The 20,174-nt window shown below is 67.7% G+C and carries 18 protein-coding genes and 1 pseudogene; 8 read left to right on the top strand and 11 right to left on the bottom strand.

Annotated features, from left to right (window positions below; genetic code table 11):
• Positions 1-12: 12 nt before the first annotated feature.
• The 4 genes from ACTHQX_RS03785 to ACTHQX_RS03770 are packed head-to-tail and all read right to left on the bottom strand — an operon-like array spanning position 13 to position 4,126.
• On the bottom strand, positions 13-783 hold the full coding sequence (locus tag ACTHQX_RS03785) for an ABC transporter ATP-binding protein (protein ID WP_111904088.1): 771 nt from the start codon (positions 781-783) through the stop codon (positions 13-15).
• Complete coding sequence (locus tag ACTHQX_RS03780; protein ID WP_440155733.1) at positions 780-1,856, bottom strand: ABC transporter ATP-binding protein; 1,077 nt, start codon at positions 1,854-1,856, stop codon at positions 780-782. The genes ACTHQX_RS03785 and ACTHQX_RS03780 overlap by 4 nt, the downstream gene beginning before the upstream one ends.
• Positions 1,853-2,821 carry a branched-chain amino acid ABC transporter permease gene (locus ACTHQX_RS03775; protein WP_440155731.1) on the bottom strand — a complete coding sequence of 323 codons (969 nt, stop codon included), beginning with the start codon at positions 2,819-2,821 and terminating at the stop codon, positions 1,853-1,855. The genes ACTHQX_RS03780 and ACTHQX_RS03775 overlap by 4 nt, the downstream gene beginning before the upstream one ends.
• Before the next feature lie 9 nt (positions 2,822-2,830).
• Positions 2,831-4,126, bottom strand: a complete 1,296-nt coding sequence (locus ACTHQX_RS03770) for a branched-chain amino acid ABC transporter permease (RefSeq protein ID WP_440155831.1) — start codon at positions 4,124-4,126, stop codon at positions 2,831-2,833.
• A 347-nt stretch (positions 4,127-4,473) separates the two neighbouring features.
• Here ACTHQX_RS03770 and ACTHQX_RS03765 point away from each other — a divergent pair, with 347 nt between their 5' ends.
• Positions 4,474-5,352 (top strand): Bax inhibitor-1/YccA family protein, encoded by an 879-nt coding sequence (locus ACTHQX_RS03765; RefSeq protein WP_440155729.1) that lies wholly within the window; start codon positions 4,474-4,476, stop codon positions 5,350-5,352.
• Between the two features lie 134 nt (positions 5,353-5,486).
• Here the strand turns inward: ACTHQX_RS03765 and ACTHQX_RS03760 are convergent, their stop codons facing one another.
• The 4 genes from ACTHQX_RS03760 to ACTHQX_RS03745 are packed head-to-tail and all read right to left on the bottom strand — an operon-like array spanning position 5,487 to position 10,070.
• Positions 5,487-6,725 carry an acetyl-CoA C-acetyltransferase gene (locus tag ACTHQX_RS03760; protein ID WP_236807663.1) on the bottom strand — a complete coding sequence of 413 codons (1,239 nt, stop codon included), beginning with the start codon at positions 6,723-6,725 and terminating at the stop codon, positions 5,487-5,489.
• Positions 6,726-6,760: 35 nt separating this feature from the next.
• Positions 6,761-7,921 (bottom strand): galactokinase, encoded by a 1,161-nt coding sequence (gene galK, locus ACTHQX_RS03755; protein WP_440155728.1) that lies wholly within the window; start codon positions 7,919-7,921, stop codon positions 6,761-6,763.
• Complete coding sequence (gene galT / locus ACTHQX_RS03750; RefSeq protein ID WP_440155727.1) at positions 7,918-9,111, bottom strand: galactose-1-phosphate uridylyltransferase; 1,194 nt, start codon at positions 9,109-9,111, stop codon at positions 7,918-7,920. Before galT ends, galK begins: the two co-directional genes overlap by 4 nt.
• Positions 9,108-10,070 (bottom strand): DeoR/GlpR family DNA-binding transcription regulator, encoded by a 963-nt coding sequence (locus ACTHQX_RS03745; RefSeq protein ID WP_440155725.1) that lies wholly within the window; start codon positions 10,068-10,070, stop codon positions 9,108-9,110. Before ACTHQX_RS03745 ends, galT begins: the two co-directional genes overlap by 4 nt.
• A 171-nt stretch (positions 10,071-10,241) precedes the next feature.
• Between ACTHQX_RS03745 and ACTHQX_RS03740 the strand changes: the two genes are divergently transcribed.
• From ACTHQX_RS03740 to ACTHQX_RS03725, 4 genes are all read left to right on the top strand, one after another.
• On the top strand, positions 10,242-11,219 hold the full coding sequence (locus ACTHQX_RS03740; RefSeq protein ID WP_440155724.1) for an aldose 1-epimerase family protein: 978 nt from the start codon (positions 10,242-10,244) through the stop codon (positions 11,217-11,219).
• 145 nt (positions 11,220-11,364) lie between these two features.
• Positions 11,365-12,735, top strand: coding sequence for an AI-2E family transporter (locus ACTHQX_RS03735; protein WP_440155723.1), 1,371 nt, complete (start codon positions 11,365-11,367; stop codon positions 12,733-12,735).
• 3 nt (positions 12,736-12,738) lie between these two features.
• Positions 12,739-13,977 carry a threonine ammonia-lyase gene (ilvA, locus tag ACTHQX_RS03730; protein ID WP_236807669.1) on the top strand — a complete coding sequence of 413 codons (1,239 nt, stop codon included), beginning with the start codon at positions 12,739-12,741 and terminating at the stop codon, positions 13,975-13,977.
• An 8-nt stretch (positions 13,978-13,985) separates the two neighbouring features.
• Positions 13,986-14,591 carry a rhomboid family intramembrane serine protease gene (locus ACTHQX_RS03725; RefSeq protein ID WP_236807670.1) on the top strand — a complete coding sequence of 202 codons (606 nt, stop codon included), beginning with the start codon at positions 13,986-13,988 and terminating at the stop codon, positions 14,589-14,591.
• 98 nt (positions 14,592-14,689) lie between these two features.
• Here ACTHQX_RS03725 and greA read toward each other — a convergent pair whose 3' ends face one another.
• A complete protein-coding gene (greA, locus tag ACTHQX_RS03720) occupies positions 14,690-15,184 on the bottom strand; it encodes a transcription elongation factor GreA (RefSeq protein ID WP_440155720.1) in 495 nt (164 codons plus the stop codon).
• 202 nt (positions 15,185-15,386) lie between these two features.
• Positions 15,387-15,854, bottom strand: a complete 468-nt coding sequence (locus tag ACTHQX_RS03715; protein WP_236807672.1) for a DUF4307 domain-containing protein — start codon at positions 15,852-15,854, stop codon at positions 15,387-15,389.
• A gap of 84 nt (positions 15,855-15,938) precedes the next feature.
• Between ACTHQX_RS03715 and mca the strand changes: the two genes are divergently transcribed.
• The 3 genes and pseudogenes from mca (at position 15,939) to ACTHQX_RS03700 (ending at position 19,464) form a co-directional block, all read left to right on the top strand.
• Positions 15,939-16,844: a mycothiol conjugate amidase Mca gene (gene mca / locus ACTHQX_RS03710; protein ID WP_440155718.1), complete on the top strand. Its 906-nt coding sequence runs from the start codon at positions 15,939-15,941 to the stop codon at positions 16,842-16,844.
• Positions 16,845-17,025: 181 nt separating this feature from the next.
• Entirely contained in the window at positions 17,026-17,304 is a 279-nt protein-coding gene (locus tag ACTHQX_RS03705; protein WP_440155717.1) for a hypothetical protein, read from the top strand.
• A pseudogene (locus ACTHQX_RS03700) lies at positions 17,282-19,464 on the top strand (thioredoxin domain-containing protein). The gene ACTHQX_RS03705 and the pseudogene ACTHQX_RS03700 overlap by 23 nt, the downstream one beginning before the upstream one ends.
• Here the strand turns inward: ACTHQX_RS03700 and trhA are convergent.
• Positions 19,445-20,164, bottom strand: coding sequence for a PAQR family membrane homeostasis protein TrhA (gene trhA, locus ACTHQX_RS03695; RefSeq protein ID WP_440155716.1), 720 nt, complete (start codon positions 20,162-20,164; stop codon positions 19,445-19,447). The pseudogene ACTHQX_RS03700 and the gene trhA overlap by 20 nt on opposite strands.
• Between the last annotated feature and the right edge of the window lie 10 nt (positions 20,165-20,174).

The raw sequence follows: 20,174 nt of genomic DNA, 5'->3' as shown, positions 1-20,174 counted from the left end.
TGTGTGCGGTACCTAGTTCTCGTCGGCCAGCGTGCCGAGGTACAACTGGATGACTTTCGGGTCCTTCATGAGCTCACGGCCCGTGCCGGTGTACGCGTCCCTGCCCTGGTCCAGGACGTAGCCGCGGTCGCAGATCTGCAGGCAGCGGCGGGCGTTCTGTTCCACCATGATGACGGACACGCCGGCGCGGTTGATCTCATGCACCCGCAGGAAGGTCTCGTCCTGTTTGACGGGGGAGAGGCCTGCCGAGGGTTCGTCCAGCAGCAGGACTGCCGGCTCCATCATCAGGGCCCGTCCCATCGCCACCATCTGCCGCTCCCCGCCGGACAGGGAGCCCGCACGCTGCGCCCTGCGTTTACCCAGCTCGGGGAAAAGGCTGGTGACGAACTCGAACCGCTTGGCAAAGTCCTTGGGCCGCTGGAACATGCCCATCTGCATGTTCTCCTCGATGGTGAGCGTGGCGAAGACGTTGTTGGTTTGCGGCACGAAGCCGACGCCCTGGGTCACCAGCTTGTTGGCCTTGAGCCCTGTCAGCTCCCGGCCCCTGACCACCACGGATCCGGAGTGCACCTTCACCAGACCGAACATGGCCTTGAGCAGTGTGGACTTGCCGGCCCCGTTCGGGCCGATGATGCCGATCAGTTCGCCCTTCCGGGCCTCGATGCTGCACCCGTTGAGGATGTTGACGCCGGGGAGGTAGCCGGCCACCAGGTCGGTGACTTTGACGACGACGCCGTCCTCGGCTGCGCTGCTTGCGGCCGGGGCCGCGCTCGTGGCACTCATGCGTTGTCCTTGTCTGTGCGGCCGGCGTCTGTGCCGCTCGCATCTGTGCGGCTGGCACCCGTCCGTCCGGTGTCCGGGCCGGCCTCGGTGATCGTGGGTGTGGTGGCGTCCGCGGCGATCATGCCCGCGTTCTCGGTGCCGACGATTGACTCCTCGTCCGCCGCCAGTTCCTGCTCCAGTTCCTTGATGCCCTCGGTGTCGCCGAGGTCCACGTCGTGGTGGGCGCCCAGGTAGGCGTCGATGACGGCGGGGTCCTTCATTACCTCGCCCGGGGGTCCCTCGGCCACGATCTTCCCTTCGGCCATGACCACCACCCAGTCCGCGATGTGCCGGACCATGTGCATGTCGTGTTCCACGAAGAGGACTGTCATGCCCTCGGACTTAAGGTTCTTGATGTGGTCCAGCAGCGACTGCGTCAGCGCCGGATTGACCCCTGCCATTGGTTCGTCCAGCATCACCAGTTTGGGCCGGACCATCAGGGAGCGGGCCATTTCCAGCAGCTTGCGCTGGCCGCCGGAAAGCGACGCCGCGTAGTCGTCCTTCTTGGTGTCGAGCTTGAATTTCTCCAGCAGGACGTTGGCGTGCTCGGTGATTTCCTTCTCGCGGCCGCCCCAGATGTTCTTGAACAGCGCCTTGGACAGCCTCTCGCCCGGCTGGTTGGACGCGCCGAGCCGCATGTTTTCCATGACGGTGAGCTTGCCCATGACCTTGGTGAGCTGGAACGTGCGCACCATTCCCATTCTGGCCACCTTGTAGGAGGACACCCCGGCGATGCTGTGGCCCTCGAACTGCCACTTGCCCGAGTTCGGCGTGTCAAAGCCGGTGAGCAGGTTGAACAGTGTGGTCTTGCCGGCTCCGTTGGGGCCGATGAGTGCCGTGATCTTGTGCCGCGGGATCTCCAGATACTCAACGTCGACGGCGTTGATGCCGCCGAAGCTGCGGGTGACGTTTTCGGCGACGACGATGGCGTCCCGCTTCTTGCAGCCGGGGGTGTTGTCCCCGACGGCAATCGGCCGGGCATCAGTCATGTAGTCGATGCCGGCTTCCATTGATTCCTCGCTGTGCTTGCTCATGCGAACGCCAGCTCCTTCTTGTTGCCAAAGACACCCTGCGGCCTGAAGATCATCAGCAGCATCAGGGCGATGCCCACCAGGATGTAGCGCAGCTGGCCGGCCTGGACCGTGGTCAGCCAGGTCACCGCACCGGATTCGATCAGTCCGTACAGGACGCCCTGGGTGAGGGACAGGACCACCCAGAAGATCATGGCGCCGATCACCGGCCCCAGGACCGTGGCCATGCCGCCCAGCAGCAGGCAGGTCCACAGGAAGAACGTCAGTTCGGTGCCGTAGTTGGCGGGCTGGACGGCGCCGCGGGGGAGCGTGAAGATCATCCCGGCCAGAGCGCCGAAGATACCGCCGATCACCAGTGCCTGCATCTTGTGGGCGTACACGTTCTTGCCGAGTGAACGCACTGCGTTCTCGTCCTCGCGGATGCCCTTCAGCACGCGGCCCCAGGGGCTGCGCATCAGGAGCCAGACGAGGGCGCAGCCGATGACCACGAGCCCCCAGCCCACCACCCTGATGAAGAAGTCACGGTTGTTCATGCCAAAGTAGGAGCCCTCGGGGAACGGGTTCATGGAATAGAACCCGCCCTCGAAGGCGGCGAGCCCGTTGGCGGAGCCGGTCACGGACGTGAGCTGGTTGGTGGTGACGACGTAGCGGACGATTTCCGCTGCCGCGATGGTGACGATGGCCAGGTAGTCCGCGCGCAGGCGGAGGGTGGGAATGCCCAGCACCAGCGCAAAGAGCACCGAGCAGATGACGGCGATCAGGAGGCCCACGAAGAAGGGTGCCCGGAAGCTGAGCGTCGAGATCGCGAAGCCGTACGCACCCACCGCCATGAAGCCGGCCTGGCCGAAGTTCAGCAGGCCCGAGTAGCCGAAGTGCACGGCGAGGCCGAGCGCCGCGAGGGCGTAGGCCGCCGTCGTCGGGCTGAAAAGTTCGCCCGCCGCGCTGGAAAGGATTAGTCCGAAGTCCATGGCTGTCTCCTAACCCACGCGCTCGCGGCGGCCCAGGATGCCCTGGGGACGGAACAAGAGGACAACGATCATGATGAAGAGTGCTCCCACATATTTGAGGTCGGCCGCGAGGCCGAACACGGTGGTCAGTTCGACGAAGATGCCGACAATGACAGATCCGATCAGGGCGCCGAAAACGGTGCCCAGGCCGCCGAGGGTCACGCCGGCGAAGATGAGCAGCAGGATCTGCGAGCCCATGTCGAAGGTGACGCCCGGGCGGTAGTAGGCCCAGAGGATGCCGCCCAGCGAGGCCAGGACACCGCCGACGATCCAGACCAGGCGGATGACGCCGTCGACGTCGATTCCGGAGGCGGCGGCCAGAGCCGGGTTGTCGGCTACCGCGCGGGTCGCCTTGCCGAGCCTGGTTTTCAGGAGGACGATGCCGATGATGCCGATCACGACGGCGCTGATGACCAGGGACCACAGGTTGTTGGGCGAGATGGAGACCGGGCCCAGCTGGATTTCCGCGCTCTGCGCAAACGGCAGCTGCTGGGTGGCCCCGCCGAAGTAGAACTGAATGACGTAGCGGACCGCCAGGGCCAGGCCGATGCTGACGATCATCATCGGCACCAGGCCGGTACCGCGGCGGCGCAGCGGACGCCAGAGCCCGGCGTCCTGCACATAGCCAAGGAGTCCGCCGCCGAGCAAGGCAAGGATGACGGCCAGCCAGAAGGGCAGGTTCATGGCGCTGAATCCAAATACCAGCACGGCGCCGAGGGTCACCATCTCACCGTGCGCGAAGTTGGTGAGCCCGGTGGTGCCGAAGATCAGGGACAGACCCACCGAAGCCAGTGCCAGCAGAAGGCCGAAGCTCAGGCCGGCCACGAGCCTGTTGAGCAGGTTCTGGCCAAAGTCCTGCTGCTGCACCACAATGCCCTTGCCGAAGGCGAAGATGACTGAGAGGTTTGACGTCTGGCTGAACGTGACATTGCGGGGATTCGACTGCCCCTCGGCGAGCTTGATCCCCTCGGGAAGTGTGGATTCGTCCAGCTGGATTTCATAGGTGCCCTGGCTGGGAACGCCTATCCGCCAGGACCCGTTGGCGGCCGACGTTGCCTCTCCAGTGAAGTCGCCATTCTTGGCGGTGATCTTGACGCCTTCGAGCGGGCGCCGTGCGTCGTCGCGGAGGAATCCGCTGATGCTGTTCTGAAACTGCTGGTTCGACGGGGGTGGCGTCGGAGCTGGAGTGCCGGCCTGCGCTGCCGGCGCTGCGGCCAGCAGAAGTGCCACGACGGCGGAGGCAATGGCCCCCCATACCTTCAGCAGCCCGGCCGGCCGCCGGATAGGCAGACCTCTCGGTGTGCGTCTCAAATTGAAAACCTCCACGTGGGGGTGGTTGCGGCTGCTTCGTTGCAGCCGCTGCGAACGGAGGGTGGCGGATATCGTTGCTGGTGGAGCGGGTCTTGACTTGCTGTGATATTCGTCACCCTGACCCGCTTATCGTACAGCGCAAGCAGTACAAACCGTGTGGGCGGAGCTGACCATCAGATAGCGATCCGGTAACAACTCAAAAGCCCGCTCCCCGGGCGGAACTTTCCCTGCCGCTGGTGCGTAGGAATTGGTAGCGTGAGCTTTAGGACCATCACTCAACCCCTAGACGGAGGACACCCGCAATGGCACTTGGCGGAAACCCGATCTTCAACGGAAAGAATTTCCGTGGAGCCACCCAGGCACCGCCTGTCCCGCAGGCGTACGGCCACAACAACTACGGCCAGAACCAGTTCGGCCAGCAGGGTTATGGCCAGCCCGGCTACGGCCAGCAGAGCATGTCAAATGACCAGCTACAGCAGATGTACAACCGGCCTGCCGCCGGCCCGGCCGAAACCGGGAGGATGACCTTCGACGACGTCATCGTCAAGACGGCGGTCTGCCTCGGCGCCGTGGTCGTCGGTGCCGCGGTCACCCTGTCGGTGGCCCTGGGCCTGGCATCCATGCTCATGATCGTCGGCGCACTCGGCGGATTTGTGCTGGCCCTCGTCAACACCTTCAAGAAGCAGCCGTCGCCGGCGCTGATCCTGGCCTACGCCGCGCTCGAGGGCCTGTTCCTCGGCGGCCTGACCCGTGTTCTCGACACCATGTACCCCGGCGTCGGCCTGCAGGCCGTGGTCGGCACGCTGTCCGTGTTCGCCGTGACGCTGCTGCTGTTCAAGAGCGGCAAGGTCCGGGCCACGCCCAAGGCCATGAAGTTCTTTATGATCGCCATCGTCGGGTACGCGCTGTTCTCCGTGGTGAACATGGTCATGATGCTGACAGGGCTGACAACTGAACCGTTCGGCCTGCGCAGCGGAATCATCGGCGTCGTTATCGGCATCCTGGCCATCGGCCTGGCCGCGTTCTCCCTGGTCATGGACTTCACCAACATCGAAGAAGGTGTCCGCAACGGGGCCCCGGAGCGGTTCTCCTGGACCGCCGCCTTCGGCCTGACCGTCACGCTGGTCTGGCTGTACGTGGAAATCATCCGCCTGCTGGCCATCCTCCGCGGCGACGACTAAGAGTTCAACAGCACCAACAGAGAGTGGGCCCCGCCAACCGGCGGGGCCCACTCTCGCGTTAAGGGCGGAGTTTTTGTCCACTTATTGGGACTTCGGGGGCACTAAAGTCGCGACAAATGGACAAAAACTCCAAGCTAGGTGAGGCGCTCCAGCACCACGGCCATGCCCTGCCCGCCGCCAACGCAGAGTGTGGCCAGGCCCAGCGTCCCGTCCGTCTCGCGCAGGCCGTTGAGCAGCGTGGTGGTCATCCGGGCACCGGTCATGCCGAACGGATGGCCCAGTGCGATGGCGCCGCCGTGCACGTTGAGTTTTGCCGGGTCGATCTTGAGTTCACGGGCGCTGGCCACCACCTGGACGGCGAAGGCCTCGTTGAGCTCCACGAGGTCGATGTCGTTCATGTCCAGGCGGGCGCGGGCGAGCGCCTGCCGGGAGGCTTCCACCGGCCCCATCCCCATCAGCTCGGGCGACAGGGCGGTGGCTCCGGTCGAGACGATTTTGGCCAGCGGCTCCAGCCCCAGGTCCCGGGCCAGGTCGTAGCTCATGACCACGAGTGCGGCGGCACCGTCGTTGAGCGGGCACGCATTGCCTGCCGTGACGGTGCCCTCCCGGCGGAAAACCGGCTGCAGGGCGCTGACGGCGTCCAGGGTCACGCCCGGCCGCGGCGAATCGTCCCGGTCCACCACCGTGCCGTCGCGGCGTTCGTACGGCGTGATTTCGCGGGCGTAGAAACCGGAGGCGATCGCGGCCTCGGCCCGGTTCTGGCTCAGCACGGCCCACTCGTCCTGGTCCGCGCGGCTGATCCCGTAGGAGGTGGCCACGTTCTCCGCCGTCTGGCCCATGGCGATATAGATGTCCGGCATCCGGCCGCCCAGCCGCGGATCCGTCCAGGGCGTGTTCGACTCGGCGCGTGCGGCGGTGCGCTGGCGCGCAGGCTCGAACAGCGGGTTGTGGTTCCGGGCTCCGGTTTCGCCCGCCCCGGCCCAGTCCTGGTAGCGCGACACGGCTTCGACGCCGGCAGCCACGAACGCCTGGCCCTCGCCCGCGCGGATGGCATGGAAAGCCATCCGCAGCGTCTGCAGGCTGGAAGCGCAGAACCTGTTGACGGTGGCGGCAGGCACGTTATCCAGGCCAGCGAGGATGGTCACGACGCGGGCCATGTTGGAACCCGCCTCACCGCTCGGTTCGGCGCAGCCGAGGTACAGGTCGTCCAGGCCGGGCCCGCTGTCCCCGGTGGGGTCGAATGCCGGCAGTTTGGCCAGCGCGGCCCGGACCATGGCCGCGGCGAGATCGTCCGGCCGCTCGTCCTTCAGTGAGCCCTTGAAGGCACGGCCGATCGGGCTCCTGGCGGTTGAAACAATGACTGCTTCAGGCATGCGACCAGCCTACGCCCGTCCCTCGGCATGAACAGCTACGCGAGCCGCATTGCCCCTGCAGCCGGGGTGACCGTGAAGATGTCCGGTGCCGTGTACCCTGCCTCCGCGAAGGCGCGTACGACGGCGGCACGCACCTGCTGCTCCCCGCTCACCGGAGTCAGGGCGATGGCGGCGCCGCCAAAACCCCCGCCGGTCATCCGGGCGCCGATGGCGCCGTTTGCCCGGGAGGCCTCGACGGCGAGATCCAGTTCGGCGCAGGAGATCTCGAAGTCGTCGCGCATGGAGGCATGGCTGGCGTCGAGCAGGGCACCGATGGCCGACGGGCCCTGCTGCCCCAGGAGTTCCACGGTCTGCAGCACACGGTCGTTCTCAGTGACGATGTGCCGGACGCGGCGGAAGGTGACCTCGTCCAGCAGCCCGCTGGCTTCCTCCAGGTCTCCCGGGGTGACATCGCGCAGAGCCTTGACGCCCAGCACCTCGGCGCCCAGTTCGCAGGAGGCACGGCGGGAGGCATAGCCGCCGTCGGCATGGGAATGGGAAACCTTGGTGTCGATGACCAGCAGGACGAACCCGGCAGCCTCGGCCTCGAAGGGGACCAGCCGGACGCTCTGGTCACGGCAGTCCAGGAACACAGCGTGGCCCTTCGAGCCGCGCAGCGAGGCGGACTGGTCCATGATGCCCGTGGGTGCACCGACGAAGTCGTTCTCGGCGCGCTGGGTGGCCAGCACCATGTCCTCCGGTCCCAGGCCAGCGCCGGTGAGGTCATTGAGTGCCGAAATCACCGCACATTCAATGGCGTGCGAGGAGGACAGCCCGGCGCCGAGGGGGACGTCGGAGTCCAGCAGCAGGTCCAGGCCAGGAACGTCGATGCCGCGCTGCTGCAGGGACCAGATGACGCCCAGCGGGTACTTGGTCCAGCCCTTGGCCGCCGCGCCTTCCAGCGAAGCCGTGTCCGCCGTCGTGATTCCCTGGTCGCCGTAAGTCGAGAGCAGACGGAGGGTGGAGTCGGGGCGGACGCCCACGGCTATTCGGGCGGTCCGGTCGATGGCGAACGGCAGCACGAAGCCCTCATTGTAGTCCGTGTGTTCCCCGATCAGGTTGACCCGGCCGGGGGCCTGCCACACGCCGTCGGGCTGGCGGCCGAACGCGGCGGAGAACCGGGCCTCGAGGTCGGTGGTGGTGGCGGGGGCGGTCATGCGTGGGCTCCTTCGATGAGATTTGGTTCGGTGAGGCCGGCTTCGATGAGGCCCGGTGCGGCCGGGGCGAGCGCCTCGGCCGGGGATGCCGGAACGGTCACCGAGCGCAGCCGCTCTGCCACCTCTTCGGGGGTGGTGTCGTTGATGAAGGCGCCCATGGCGGCCTCGGACCCGGCCAGGAACTTGAGCTTGTCTGCCGCGCGGCGCGGGGAGGTCAGCTGCAGGTGCAGGTAGCTGGCGGGGCGCAGCAGGTCATCCACCGGAGCCTGGTGCCAGGCCGAGATGTAGGGCGTCGGGGTGGGGTAGAGGGCGTCGAGGCGCTTGAGCAGATCCAGGTAGACGTGGGCCAGCTCGTCCTTCTCCTCCCCGGTCAGCCCGGCCAGGTCGGGGACCTGGCGGTGCGGAACGAGGTGGATCTCCAGCGGCCACCGGGCCGCGAACGGAACGTACGCGCTGAAGCTGTCGCTTTCCAGCACCATCCGGCTGCCGTCCTCGCGTTCGGCGCGCAGCAGCGAGCCGGTCAGCGTCTGCCGCCCGCCGGCGTCGTCATAAAACCTGCGCGCGGCGGCGCCCATGACGGCGGCGCGCGGCGTGACATAGGGGTAAGCGTAGATCTGGCCGTGCGGGTGGTGCAGGGTGACGCCGATGTCCGCGCCGCGGTTCTCGAACGGAAAAACCTGCTTGATGCCGGGCAGTGCGCTGAGGGCTGCCGTCCGGTGCGCCCACGCCTCCACCACGGTACGGGCACGCGTTTCGCTCAGGCCGCTGAACGACCCGGTGTGCTCCGGGGTGAAGGTGACGACTTCGCACCGTCCGAAGGCGGGACCAGTTGTGCCCCAGCCGGGGTTGGCGGGTACGGGGCCCACGGCCGGGCCGAGGGAGGGGAAGCGGTTCTCGAACACCACGACGTCGTAGTCCGCGGCGGGGATCTCCGACGGGTTGGTGTCTGTGGTGGGGCAGATGGGGCACTGGTCAGCGGGTGGCAGGTGCGTGCGGGTCTGCCGGTGCGCGGCCACGGCCACCCATTCGCCGGTCAGTGCGTCGTACCGGACTTCGCCGGGCTCCCCGCGGGGCGGGAGGTCCCTTTCGTCGCGGCTCGCCTCGACAGAGCGCCGGCGGGTTGAGCCGGCGTCGTCGAAGTAGAGCAATTCGCGGCCGTCGGAAAGCTGGGTGCTGGTGATGTGGGTCATGCGTCGTGTCCTTTGAACGCGGTGGCCGACGGCGTCTGGCCGTCCGGGAGGCGGGTGGGGCGGGAAGTAAGTGGTTCGTTGTCCCAACTGGGTAGCAGCTCAGGGCGTTCCCAGCCTTGGGAAGGCCCTGAGCTGCTACCTAGTTTGGAAGCTGGAGGTGCCGCTGCCGGGGTAAGGGGTGCCAGCCGCAGCTCCCCGACGGCCTGCCGGAGCAGCTCTTCGGCGCCAGGGCCGGCGGAGCCTGTGCTGATCCGGCGGTCGGTGATGAGGGTGCCGACGGCTGACAGCGGGGCGATTCCGGCGAGCCCCACGCTCCCGTACTTCGTGGCGTCCGCGATCACTGCCAACGCGTCCGACGCCGCGATCATGGCGGCGTTGACCTCGGACTCCAGGAGGTTCGGTGAGGTGATGCCGGCCTTCGTGTCGAAGCCGTGCACGCCCATGAAGCACAGGTCGGCATGCAGGCTCTCCACGGCGTGCACCGTTACCGGGCCCACCAGGGCCTCGGAGGGTGTGCGCTGGCCGCCCAGGACCACGGTGCGGATGCCGCCGTCGCCGGCCGACTCCAGGGCGCCCGCCACCATGAGGGAGTTGGTGGCTACCGTGAGCCCGAGATCCCGGGGGAGCAGCCGCGCGAGCTCATGGGTGGTGGTGCCGCCGGAAACCAGCAGGGTCATGCCCGGGCGGAGCAGCGTGAGCGCCTCCGCGGCGATGGCCCGTTTAGCGTCCGTTTCCCGGACCGACTTGGCGCCGAAGCCCGGTTCGAGCGCACTGAACGCCGCAGCGCGTGTGGCGCCGCCGTGTACCCGCAGCAACTGGCCTTCGGCGTCGAGCGCGTCGATGTCGCGCCGGACGGTCATTTCGGACACCCGGAGCAGGTCCGCCAGAGCCGCCACCCGGACAGTGCCTTCGGCGTCAAGCTCCTGGAGGATGCGGTGTTGCCGCTGCGTAGCGAGCATGTTGCTCCTCCTTCCTCGGCATTCGGTAACCTGTGCGCCCGGTCACTATTTGCGGTTGTTCCTATTGTGGCACAAAGCGATCAAAAACAAATAGTTTCTAACAAAAGGTAACAGAAAGTGCTCCGTGAAGGGGGTGCACGCGTTGTGGGGCGTGCGTTGTACGGTAGGTCCATGACTTCCGGTGCGACTTCCGAAACCAGCGATTTCCCCACAGCCAGCGATTCCCTCACAGCCCAGCAGCGCTACGCCACCGGCAGGCAGTACGAGCTCAGGCGCGGCGATGCGCTCGCCGTGGTCACCGAGCTGGCCGCGGGGCTGCGGTGGTACAGCCGCGGAGGCGTCCAGCTGACGGAGTCCTACGGGGACTCCGACATTCCACCCGGCGCCACGGGCATCACCCTGGCCCCGTGGGCCAACCGGATAGAGGATGGCGTCTGGCACCTGAACGGCACGAAGCAGCAGCTGGACATCACCGAGGTTTCCAAGAACAACGCCAGCCACGGGCTCCTGCGCAACGCGTCATACTCCCTGGTTGCCGAATCCGAGTTTGCCGTGACCCTCGAGGCGACCATCTTTCCCCAGCACGGCTACCCGTTCCTGCTGCGGCACCGCGTGGAGTACTCCCTGGCCGGGGACCTGGGCCTGGAGGTGCGGCAAACGCTGGTCAACGATTCCGAGGCCGAGGCGCCGTTCGTGCTGGGCGCGCATCCGTATCTGCGGATCGGCGGCATCCCCTCCGAGGACCTCACGCTGAGAGTGGATGCCGCGACGCGGCTGGTGGCGGATGAGCGGCTCATCCCGCGGAGCTCCGAACCCGTGTCCGGGGACAGCGACCTGCGCCACGGGAGAAGGGTGGGGGACCTGGAACTCGACGCCGCCCTGACGGATCTGGCGTTCGACGGCGGGATCGCCCGCCACACGCTGACCGCACCGGACGGCCGCAGCGTCAGCCTCTGGCAGGACGAGGCCTGCGCGTTCGTCCACGTATTTGTCAGCCGTATCTACCCGGGCCGGCCCGCGGCCGTGGCAGTGGAACCGATGACGGGACCGGCCAACGCCTTCAACTCCGGGGACAGCCTCCGCTGGCTTGCTCCCGGGGACTCGTTCACCATCACCTGGGGGATCCGCGCCGACCTGGAAGGTGCCTAAGCTGAGGAGTGCCCGACTGGGCAATGCCTGACCCGCTCGGTGCCTGACCCGCTCGGTGACTGACCTGCGTCCGCCCACCTGGGCAGTGCACAGCCGGGGCCGTGGCGCGTTTCCCATAGCCGGGCGGCTAGGGAAGTATTGGGCTATGACGCCAGCAAAGGACGCCACTCCAGACGACGCAGCCAACACGACAGGCGGTGCCAGCGCCACGGGCGGCACGAGCAGACCAGTCGCTGCCCAGCCCTTCGGACGCCTGGAGCCGCGGCGTATCAGGACCGACCGTGACCTTGAACAGGACATTCCCTACGGCGTTCGCATTGCGGCGGCATGGGCCTGGCGGCTGGGGCTGATCCTGCTGATCACCGGTGCCCTGGTCTGGCTGCTGGCCAAGGTCAGCTTCCTCATCATTCCCGTGATGGTGGCGGCACTGCTGGCTGGCCTGCTGAGCCCCGTGGTGAAGTGGCTGCGGGAGTCACGCGTCCCCAACGGGGCGGCCGTCGCGCTCACGGTCCTGGGCTTCATAGGACTGATCGCCGGTTCCCTTGCCCTCGTGGGCCGGCAGCTGGCCCTCGGTTTCCAGGAGCTATGGAGCGAGGCGCTGACCGGGGTCCAGCAGATTCAGGACTGGCTGTCGCAGGGGCCGCTGCACCTGAGTGCGGCGCAGATCGACCAGTACATCCAGGAGGCCACGGCCGCCCTGCAGAACAACAGCAGCAGCATCCTCAGCGGGGCGCTATCCTTCGGCAGCACGGCCGGGCATTTTGCGGCCGGGATGGTCCTGGCCCTGTTCATCCTGATCTTCTTCCTCCTCGAAGGCGGACGCATCTGGGCGTTCCTGGTCCGGCTCCTCCCTCGGCAGGCGCGGATCCCCGCCGACGGCGCCGGGCGGCGCGGCTGGGCGTCAATGGTGAGCTATGCGCGGATCCAGATGTTCGTGGCCTTCGTGGATGCGGTGGGCATCGGCGTCGGCGCTGCGATCATCGGTGTCCCGCTGGCGCTGCCGCTGGGCGTGCTGGTTTTCATCGGCTCGTTCATCCCGGTCGTCGGTGCGCTCGTGACGGGTGCCATCGCGGTGCTGCTGGCCCTGGTGGCCACCGGTCCGGTCAACGCCCTGATCATGCTGGGCATCGTGCTGCTGGTGCAGCAGCTGGAAAGCCACATCCTGCAGCCGCTGGTCATGGGCAAGGCCGTCGCCCTGCATCCGGTGGCCGTGATCCTGTCCGTAGCCGCCGGTTCATACCTCGCCGGCATCCCCGGGGCGCTGTTCTCCGTCCCCATCCTGGCCGTAGCAAATTCGGCGATTCGGTATATTGCTGCCAGAACGTGGGAACATGAATTTGTGCCGGCTGCCGCGGGTACGGCAGGCCCGGCCCCAGCCGACGAGGACAACACCTTCAAGGATGTCCGGCTGCCGGGCTCGCATTCCGGCCACGGCAACGCTGCCGGCACTGCACACGGCACCCCGGGCGGCAAGGCTGCTCCCGGTGCCGACGTCGAATCACCCAAAGGAGAATAGTTCGTGAACACCCCCGAAAGCCTTCCCGTCACGCTGGACGATGTCCTTGAGGCGCAGAAGCTGCTGGACGGGATTATTGCGCGGACCCCGGTGGAGTCCTCCCGCGCCTTGGGCCGCCTGGTGGGCGGCGAGGTCTACTTCAAGTGTGAGAACCTGCAGCGCGCCGGCTCTTTCAAGGTGCGCGGCGCCTACGTGCGGATGGCGCGCCTCTCCGAATCGGACAAGAAGCGCGGCGTGGTGGCGGCTTCCGCCGGCAACCACGCACAGGGCGTGGCCGTCGCCGCCAAGAGCCTGGGCATCAAGGCCCGCATCTACATGCCCCTCGGCGTGGCACTGCCCAAACTCGCCGCGACGCGCAGCCACGGCGCCGAGGTGGTCCTGCACGGACACAACGTGGACGAGGCACTGGCAGAGGCCCAGCGCTATGCCGACGATACCGGCGCAGTCTTCGTCCACCCCTTCGACAACGTGGACGTCGTGGCCGGCCAGGGCACCCTGGGGCTGGAGATCCTCGAGCAGGTGCCCAACGTCGACACCATCCTGATGGGCGTCGGCGGCGGCGGCCTGCTGGCCGGCGTCGCGGTGGCCGTCAAGGCCCGCGCCAAGGAACTCGGCCGCGACATCCGCATCATCGGCGTGCAGGCAGAAAATGCGGCCGCCTACCCGCCGTCGCTGGCAGCGGACGCCCTGGTGCCGCTGAAGAAGGTTTCCACCATGGCCGACGGCATCGCCGTGGGCCGGCCCGGGCAGCTGCCGTTCAGCATCATCCGCGAACTGGTGGACGATGTGGTCACCGTCAGCGAAGACTCCCTGGCGCGGGCCCTGATCTTCCTGCTGGAACGCGCCAAGATGGTCGTTGAGCCCGCCGGTGCGGTGGGCGTGGCGGCCCTTATGGACGGCAAGATCGAGAACCCCGGAACAACCGCCGTCGTGCTGTCCGGCGGCAACATCGACCCCATGCTGATGCTCAAGGTGATCCAGCGCGGCCTCTCCGCCGCCGGCCGGTACATGACCGTGCGGATGATGCTCGATGACCGCCCGGGCTCGCTCGCCACCATCGCCCGCATCATCGCCGAGAACGACGCCAACGTGACGGGCCTCGACCACACCCGAGTGGGCGGCTCCATAAGCATGGGCGACGTCTCCATCACCGTGAACCTCGAGACCAAGGGCCACGAGCACGGCGAACAGGTTCTCGGCGCTCTCCGCGCCGAGGGCTTCCAGCCGATCGTGGTGCACTAGGGGAAGCGATGCTGGACAGCCCGGGAGAGGCACCCGCCACCAGGGAAACGGCGGCCGCCCGTGCCAAGGGCGGGCTGCTGGTGGTGGGATCGTTCGTGGCGCTCCTGTTCGCCATCGAGCTGCTCAACACGGTGCTGCTGCACTCGCTGAACGGCGTCTTCGGCCTCAGGCCCAGAAGTGCCGACGGCGTCCTGGACGTGTTCACCTTCCCGCTGCTGCACGCCAACCTCAACCATGTGCTGTCCAATGCGCTGCCGCTGATCATCTTCGGGTTCCTGGTGTTCCTGTCCGGGCTCCGGGTCTTCGTCACGGCCGTTGCCTGCAGCTGGCTCGGCTCCGGGCTGGCCGTGTGGCTGATTGGCGCCGGCGGGGTCACCGTGGGCTCGTCCGGACTGGTCTTCGGCCTGTTCGCGTTTCTCCTGGTGCGTGGATTCTTCAACCGCAGCTGGTGGCAGATCCTTCTCTCGGTGGTGCTGTTCCTGACCTACGGCAGCATCCTTTTCGGGATCATTCCGAACATTGCCGGATACGTGTCCTGGCAGGCCCACCTGGGCGGCGCCGCAGGCGGCGTCCTGGCCGCCGTCGTGCTCCGGGCGCGGGCATCCCGGCGCTGACATTCCCCCCAACGCGTCTTAAAGCACGACGCCGGCCGTCCCCGAAAGTGGGGGAGGCCGGCGTCGTGCGTTTGCTGTGACCGCGGACGGGTGCGGTGTTAGCCCGAGTAGGGCTTGGCGGAAATGATCTCCACCGCGATGTCCTTGCCGTTGGGGGCGGTGTAGCTGAGCTTGTCGCCCTCCTTGTGACCCATGATCGCGGCACCGAGCGGCGACTTGTCGCTGAAGACGTCCAGGTCCGAGTCGCCGGCGATTTCGCGGGAGCCGAGCAGGAAGGTCTCCTCGTCGCCGGCGATGCGGGCGACGACGATCATGCCCGGCTCAACAATTCCGTCGTCGGCCGGTGCCTCGCCGACGTGGGCGTCGCGGAGCAGGACGGTCAGCTGGCGGATGCGGGCCTCGATCTTGCCCTGCTCTTCCTTCGCAGCGTGGTAGCCGCCGTTCTCCTTGAGGTCACCCTCCTGACGCGCAGCGTCGATCTTCTGGACGATTTCCGCACGGCCAGGGCCGGAAAGGTGGTCCAGCTCTGCCTTCAGGCGGTCAAAAGCTTCCTGGGTAAGCCAAGCTGCAGGCGCGCTGTTAGTGGTAGACACGGACTTCTCCTCTAGTGGGTGTACAAGCGGTCATACAAACAAACACCCCGCCATGGTGGCCACCTGTGGAACTCAGTAACCATCTCAGCGGGGTAAAGGTATTGATCCATTGTAGTCAATCCTGTGGAGTAAACCCAATAACCAAGCGGTGTGGGTCACATGCCTTCTTGTGCTGCCGGTTTGCTGCGGGCCCGGCTGGTTCCTAGGCCGCGGGCTTCGGGATCCAGCAGCTGTCCACGACACCCGAGACAGCCTGCGATTCGGTGCGCAGGACTACCCGCTGGGCGAGGGTGCGCCCGCCGTCGGCACTCTGCCCCTGCGCGTCCTGCTCTACCGGCGGAATGTCGACCACTTTCCAGCCGACCACGGCGAACTTGGAATCCAGCGCCTTGACGGCGCACTTGACCGCCGTGCCGGGTTCCCTAGTCACCTGGAAGTCCACCACGGACTGGGTGGCGTCGGTGGTCCGGTAGCCGATGTCCTTGAACGTCACCGACGCCGTGGCGTTGGACGTGGAGACCCAGGCCAGAAAGCCCATCCCGATTGCCAGGGCAACGATAACCGCCCAGCGCTTGGCCCTTCGGGACAGCCCGCGCTTTGGACGGCCATAGCGATTGGCTAGGCTAATGTCTGCAGGCTGGGAAGTGCCCGACTTGTCCTCGGTAGTCACCCTTCCAGTTTAGTGGCGATCTCCCGGGTAAATGTCCGGCGTCAGCACTGCAGTCAGTCCCAGGAGAAAGAGGAGCAGTCCCAGATGACAGCGTCCACCAGTCAGCCGCCGAAGCTTCGCCTGCTGACAGTCCACGCCCACCCGGATGACGAATCCAGCAAGGGCGCAGCCACCATGGCCATGTACGCCGCGGCCGGCGTGGACGTTATGGTCGCCACCTGCACGGACGGCTCCCGCGGTGACATCCAGAACCCGGCCATGGAGGGCGCGCCCCATCCGAAGCGCGACATGGCCGGTGCCCGCCGCCTCGAAATGAACGAGGCCGCCAGGATCCTCGGCGTCCGGCAGCGCTGGCTGGGATTCGTGGACTCGGGGCTGCCCGAAGGGGATCCGCTTCCGCCCCTGCCGGCCGGTTGCTTCGCGCTGCAGCCCTTGGAACGGGCGGCGGGGCCCCTGGTCAGGCTGGTCCGGGACTTCAAGCCCCACGTCATCGTCAGCTACGACGAAAACGGCGGCTACCCGCATCCGGACCACATCATGGCGCACCGGGTTGCGGTGGAGGCCTTCGAGGCCGCAGGGGACCCGGCCAGGTATCCCGGCACCGGTGATGCGTGGGAGCCGAGCAAGCTCTACTACGACCGCGCTTTCAGCCCGGAACGCTTCCGCGCCCTGCACTTCGCGCTCGAGGAGGCCGGGCTCCAGTCGCCCTACGCCCAGCGCCTGGCCGCCTGGCTTGAGGCCGATGCCGAGGGGCACACCCCGCCGCCGCCAAAGCATGAGACCACCACCCAGGTTGACTGCGGCGACTTCTTCGAAGCCCGCGACGACGCCCTCCGCGCCCACCGGACCCAGGTGGACCCGCTGGGTTTCTTCTTTGCGGTGTCGGCTGAGATGCAGGCGCGCGTCTGGCCGTGGGAGGACTACACGCTGATCCAGTCGAAGGTGGCCCCGGAGCTGCCGGAAAAGGATCTCTTTGCGGGGCTAAGATAGAGACAAGAGACATTTTCTATCCCCCGTAGAACAACCCCAGAAGAACCGCGTAGAAGACCGCGCAGAAGAACCGCGTAGACACCGTGTGGCGGCCAAAGCGGCCGCGGCTGCGCGGGTACCAACGGGCCAGGCGTCAGCCCACGCGGCGGACGGCGGTCCCAGCCTTGAGAAGGTTTGAATAGTGCACCATTTGCTCATCGCCCTGGCATCGTCCCCGGCACCCTCGCCGTCGCTGCGCCCCGGCCTGTCCCAGGACCAGGTCACGCCCGGCCTGCTTGGGTTCCTGCTGACCGCCTTCATAGTGGTGCTCTCCGCGCTGCTGATCGTGGACATGGTGCGCCGCATCCGCCGGGTGCGGTACCGCGCCCAGGTGGAGGAGGAACGGATGGCTGCCGCCGAGGCCGCGGACATCTCCCGCGACGATGCCGCCAACGGCAATGCAGGCCGCACCGACACCTGATCCACGATCAGGGCAGCCCGGGTCGCGGGAGCCCAAGCCGGGGGAGCGCAACGCCCTCGGCGCGGAACCCTCTGCCTACCTCCGCCAGCACGCCGGCAACCCGGTGCACTGGCAGCCCTTCGGGGACGCCGCCTTTGCGGATGCCGCGTCCCGGGACGTCCCCGTGTTTTTGTCCATCGGCTACGCCGCCTGCCACTGGTGCCACGTCATGGCCCGGGAATCGTTCGAGGACCAGGCCACCGCTGACTACCTGAACGGCCATTTCGTTGCGGTGAAGGTGGACCGTGAGGAGCGTCCGGACGTCGACGCCGTCTACATGGCCGCCACGCAGGCCATCAGCGGCGAGGGCGGCTGGCCGATGTCCGTCTTCCTGACCCCGGAAGGCCGGGCCTTCCACGCCGGCACCTACTTCCCGCCGCGGCCCATGCCCGGGCGGCCCTCCTTCCGCCAGGTCCTCGAGGCAGTGCACGAGGCGTGGACGGAGCGCCGCGACGCCGTGGAGGAGAACGCCCGCTCCCTCGCACAGAACATGGGCCAGGTGCAGCTCGCGGCGGCCGTGGACGTCTCCCGGCCGCCGGAACCGCTCGACGCCGGACTGCTGCAAGCCGCCGTGCGCTCCTTGGCCGGGTCTGAAGACCCCGACGACGGTGGGTTCGGCACCGCCCCCAAGTTCCCGCCGTCGGCCGTCCTGGAGTTCCTGGTCCGGCACGCGGCGGTGCCCTCGGACACCGCCGAAGAGGCCAGGGAGATGGCCGGGCGCACCCTCGCGGCCATGGCCCGCTCCGCGCTCTTCGACCAGCTCGACGGCGGCTTCGCGCGCTATTCGGTGACACGGGACTGTCCGTTCCGCACTTCGAGAAGATGCTGTACGACAACGCCCAGCTGCTGCGCGTCTACGTGCACTGGATCAGGCTCGGCGGCACGGCCGGGTTCCCGGCCACCGAGGCCGCCGATGTTGCGGCGCGCACCGCCGACTGGATGCTCACGGCCCTGGGGCTGCCCGGCGGCGGACTCGCGTCCTCGCTGGATGCCGACACCGTGGTGGACGGCGAGCACCACGAAGGGGCCAGCTATCTGTGGACCCCCGGTGAGCTGGAGCGGGTGCTTGGCGCGGAGGCTGCCGCGGCCGTCGCATGGATGATGAACGTCGGCGCCCGGGGCACCGTCTCGGAGCTCGGCTCGCCGCTGCACCCGGGCCGGGCGCTAAACGGTGACGAGGCGCGGCTCTGGCTGGACGTGATGCCCAGGCTCCGGGAGGCCCGCGCGCGCCGTCCGCAGCCCGCGCGGGACGAGAAGGTGGTGGCGGGCTGGAACGGACTGGCGGTGGCTGCGCTCGCGGAGGCCGGGGCAGTCCTGGACCGGCCGGACCTAGTGGCGGCAGCCGGCCGGATTGCCGGATATCTGGAACGGGTCCACTGGCGGCCGGTTACAGGGCAGTCGGCGCCGGGGGAGTTGGTCCGTGTTTCTCATGGCGGCGCGGCCCGGGGCATCGGCGGCCTGCTGGAGGATTATGCGTTCTGCGCGGACGGCTTCCTTGCCTTGTACTCGGCCACGGGCTCGCCGCGCTGGTACACGCTGGCCGAGGCGGTGATCCAGGCGGCGGGCACCGGGTTCGTTGACGGCGGGCGGCTCGCCGATTCGGCCGGGGAATCGGCGCAGGTGGTCAGCGCCCAGGGCGGGACGCCCGGCCTGGACTTCTTTGATGACGCCACGCCCAGCGGTGCGGCGGCCTTTGCCGGCGCCCTGCTGACCTACGCTGCCCTGTCCGGGTCCGCGGAACACCGGACCATGGCCGAAAGCATCCTCGTCCTGGTGCCCCCGCTCGCCACACGGGCACCGCGGGTGGCGGGCTGGCTGCTGGCCACAGCGCAGGCCGTGCTGGCGGGGCCGCTGGAGGCCGCCGTCGTCGGACCTGCCGGTCCCGAACGGGACGCCCTGCAGCGCGCGCTGCTGCTGTCCCCGACTCCGGGGCTGGTGGTGGCGGTTAGGGAGGCTGAGGCGGACGACGGCGGGAAGCCGGCCGAGGTGCCGCTGCTGCGGCAGAGGCCCGCCGGGCCCGGCGGTGCGCCGCTTGTCTACGTCTGCCGCGGCATGGTCTGCGACCGACCCGTGGCGACCGTTGAGGCGGCGTTGGAGCGGGTCAGCTCAGCACTGCGATGAGGATGGCCGCGAAGTGCGCGGCGAACGCCAGCACCGTGAAGGCGTGGAACAGCTCGTGGAAGCCGAAGTGCCGGTAGCTGAAGTTGGGCTTTTTGAGGGCGTAGAACACTGCCCCGGTGATGTAGAAGGCCCCGCCAACGCAGATGAGCAGCGCCGCCGGGACGCTCGCCGCGAAAAAGGCAGGCAGGTAGAAGAGGGACCCGCATCCGAGGCCGATGTAAATGGGCACGTACAGCCAGCGGGGTGCGTCGGTCCAGAGCAGCCGGAACAGCACGCCCAGGATTGCGGCGGACCAGATCAGCCAGAGCAGGAACTCCGCCGTCGGCCTGTCCAGGAGGCTCCACGCGAGCGGCGTGTAGCTGCCGGCGATCACCAGCATGATGTTGGTGTGGTCCAGCCGTTTGAGGACGCGTTTGACGCCGGGGGACCAGTTGCCGCGGTGATACACGGCGCTGATGCCGAACAGCAGGACACCGGTGAACGCGTAGATGGCGGACGTGATCTTGCGGTCCGCGGTTGGCGCCACCGCCACCAGGACGATCCCGGCAGCCAGGGCGAACGGGGCGGTGACCGTGTGGATCCATCCCCGCCACTTGGGCTTGATCGTCAGCAGTTCCGCGATGCGTGCCGCGGCGTCGTCCACGGCGGTGGGTTCTGCCTTTGACGGCTCCGGTCCGCCGTCCGGGGCGTTGCTTTTCATGTCATCCAGA

The sequence above is a fragment of the Arthrobacter sp. SAFR-023 genome, from assembly GCF_051965295.1.
Lineage (GTDB): Bacteria > Actinomycetota > Actinomycetes > Actinomycetales > Micrococcaceae > Arthrobacter.
This window is presented reverse-complemented; position numbering and strand designations above follow the sequence as displayed.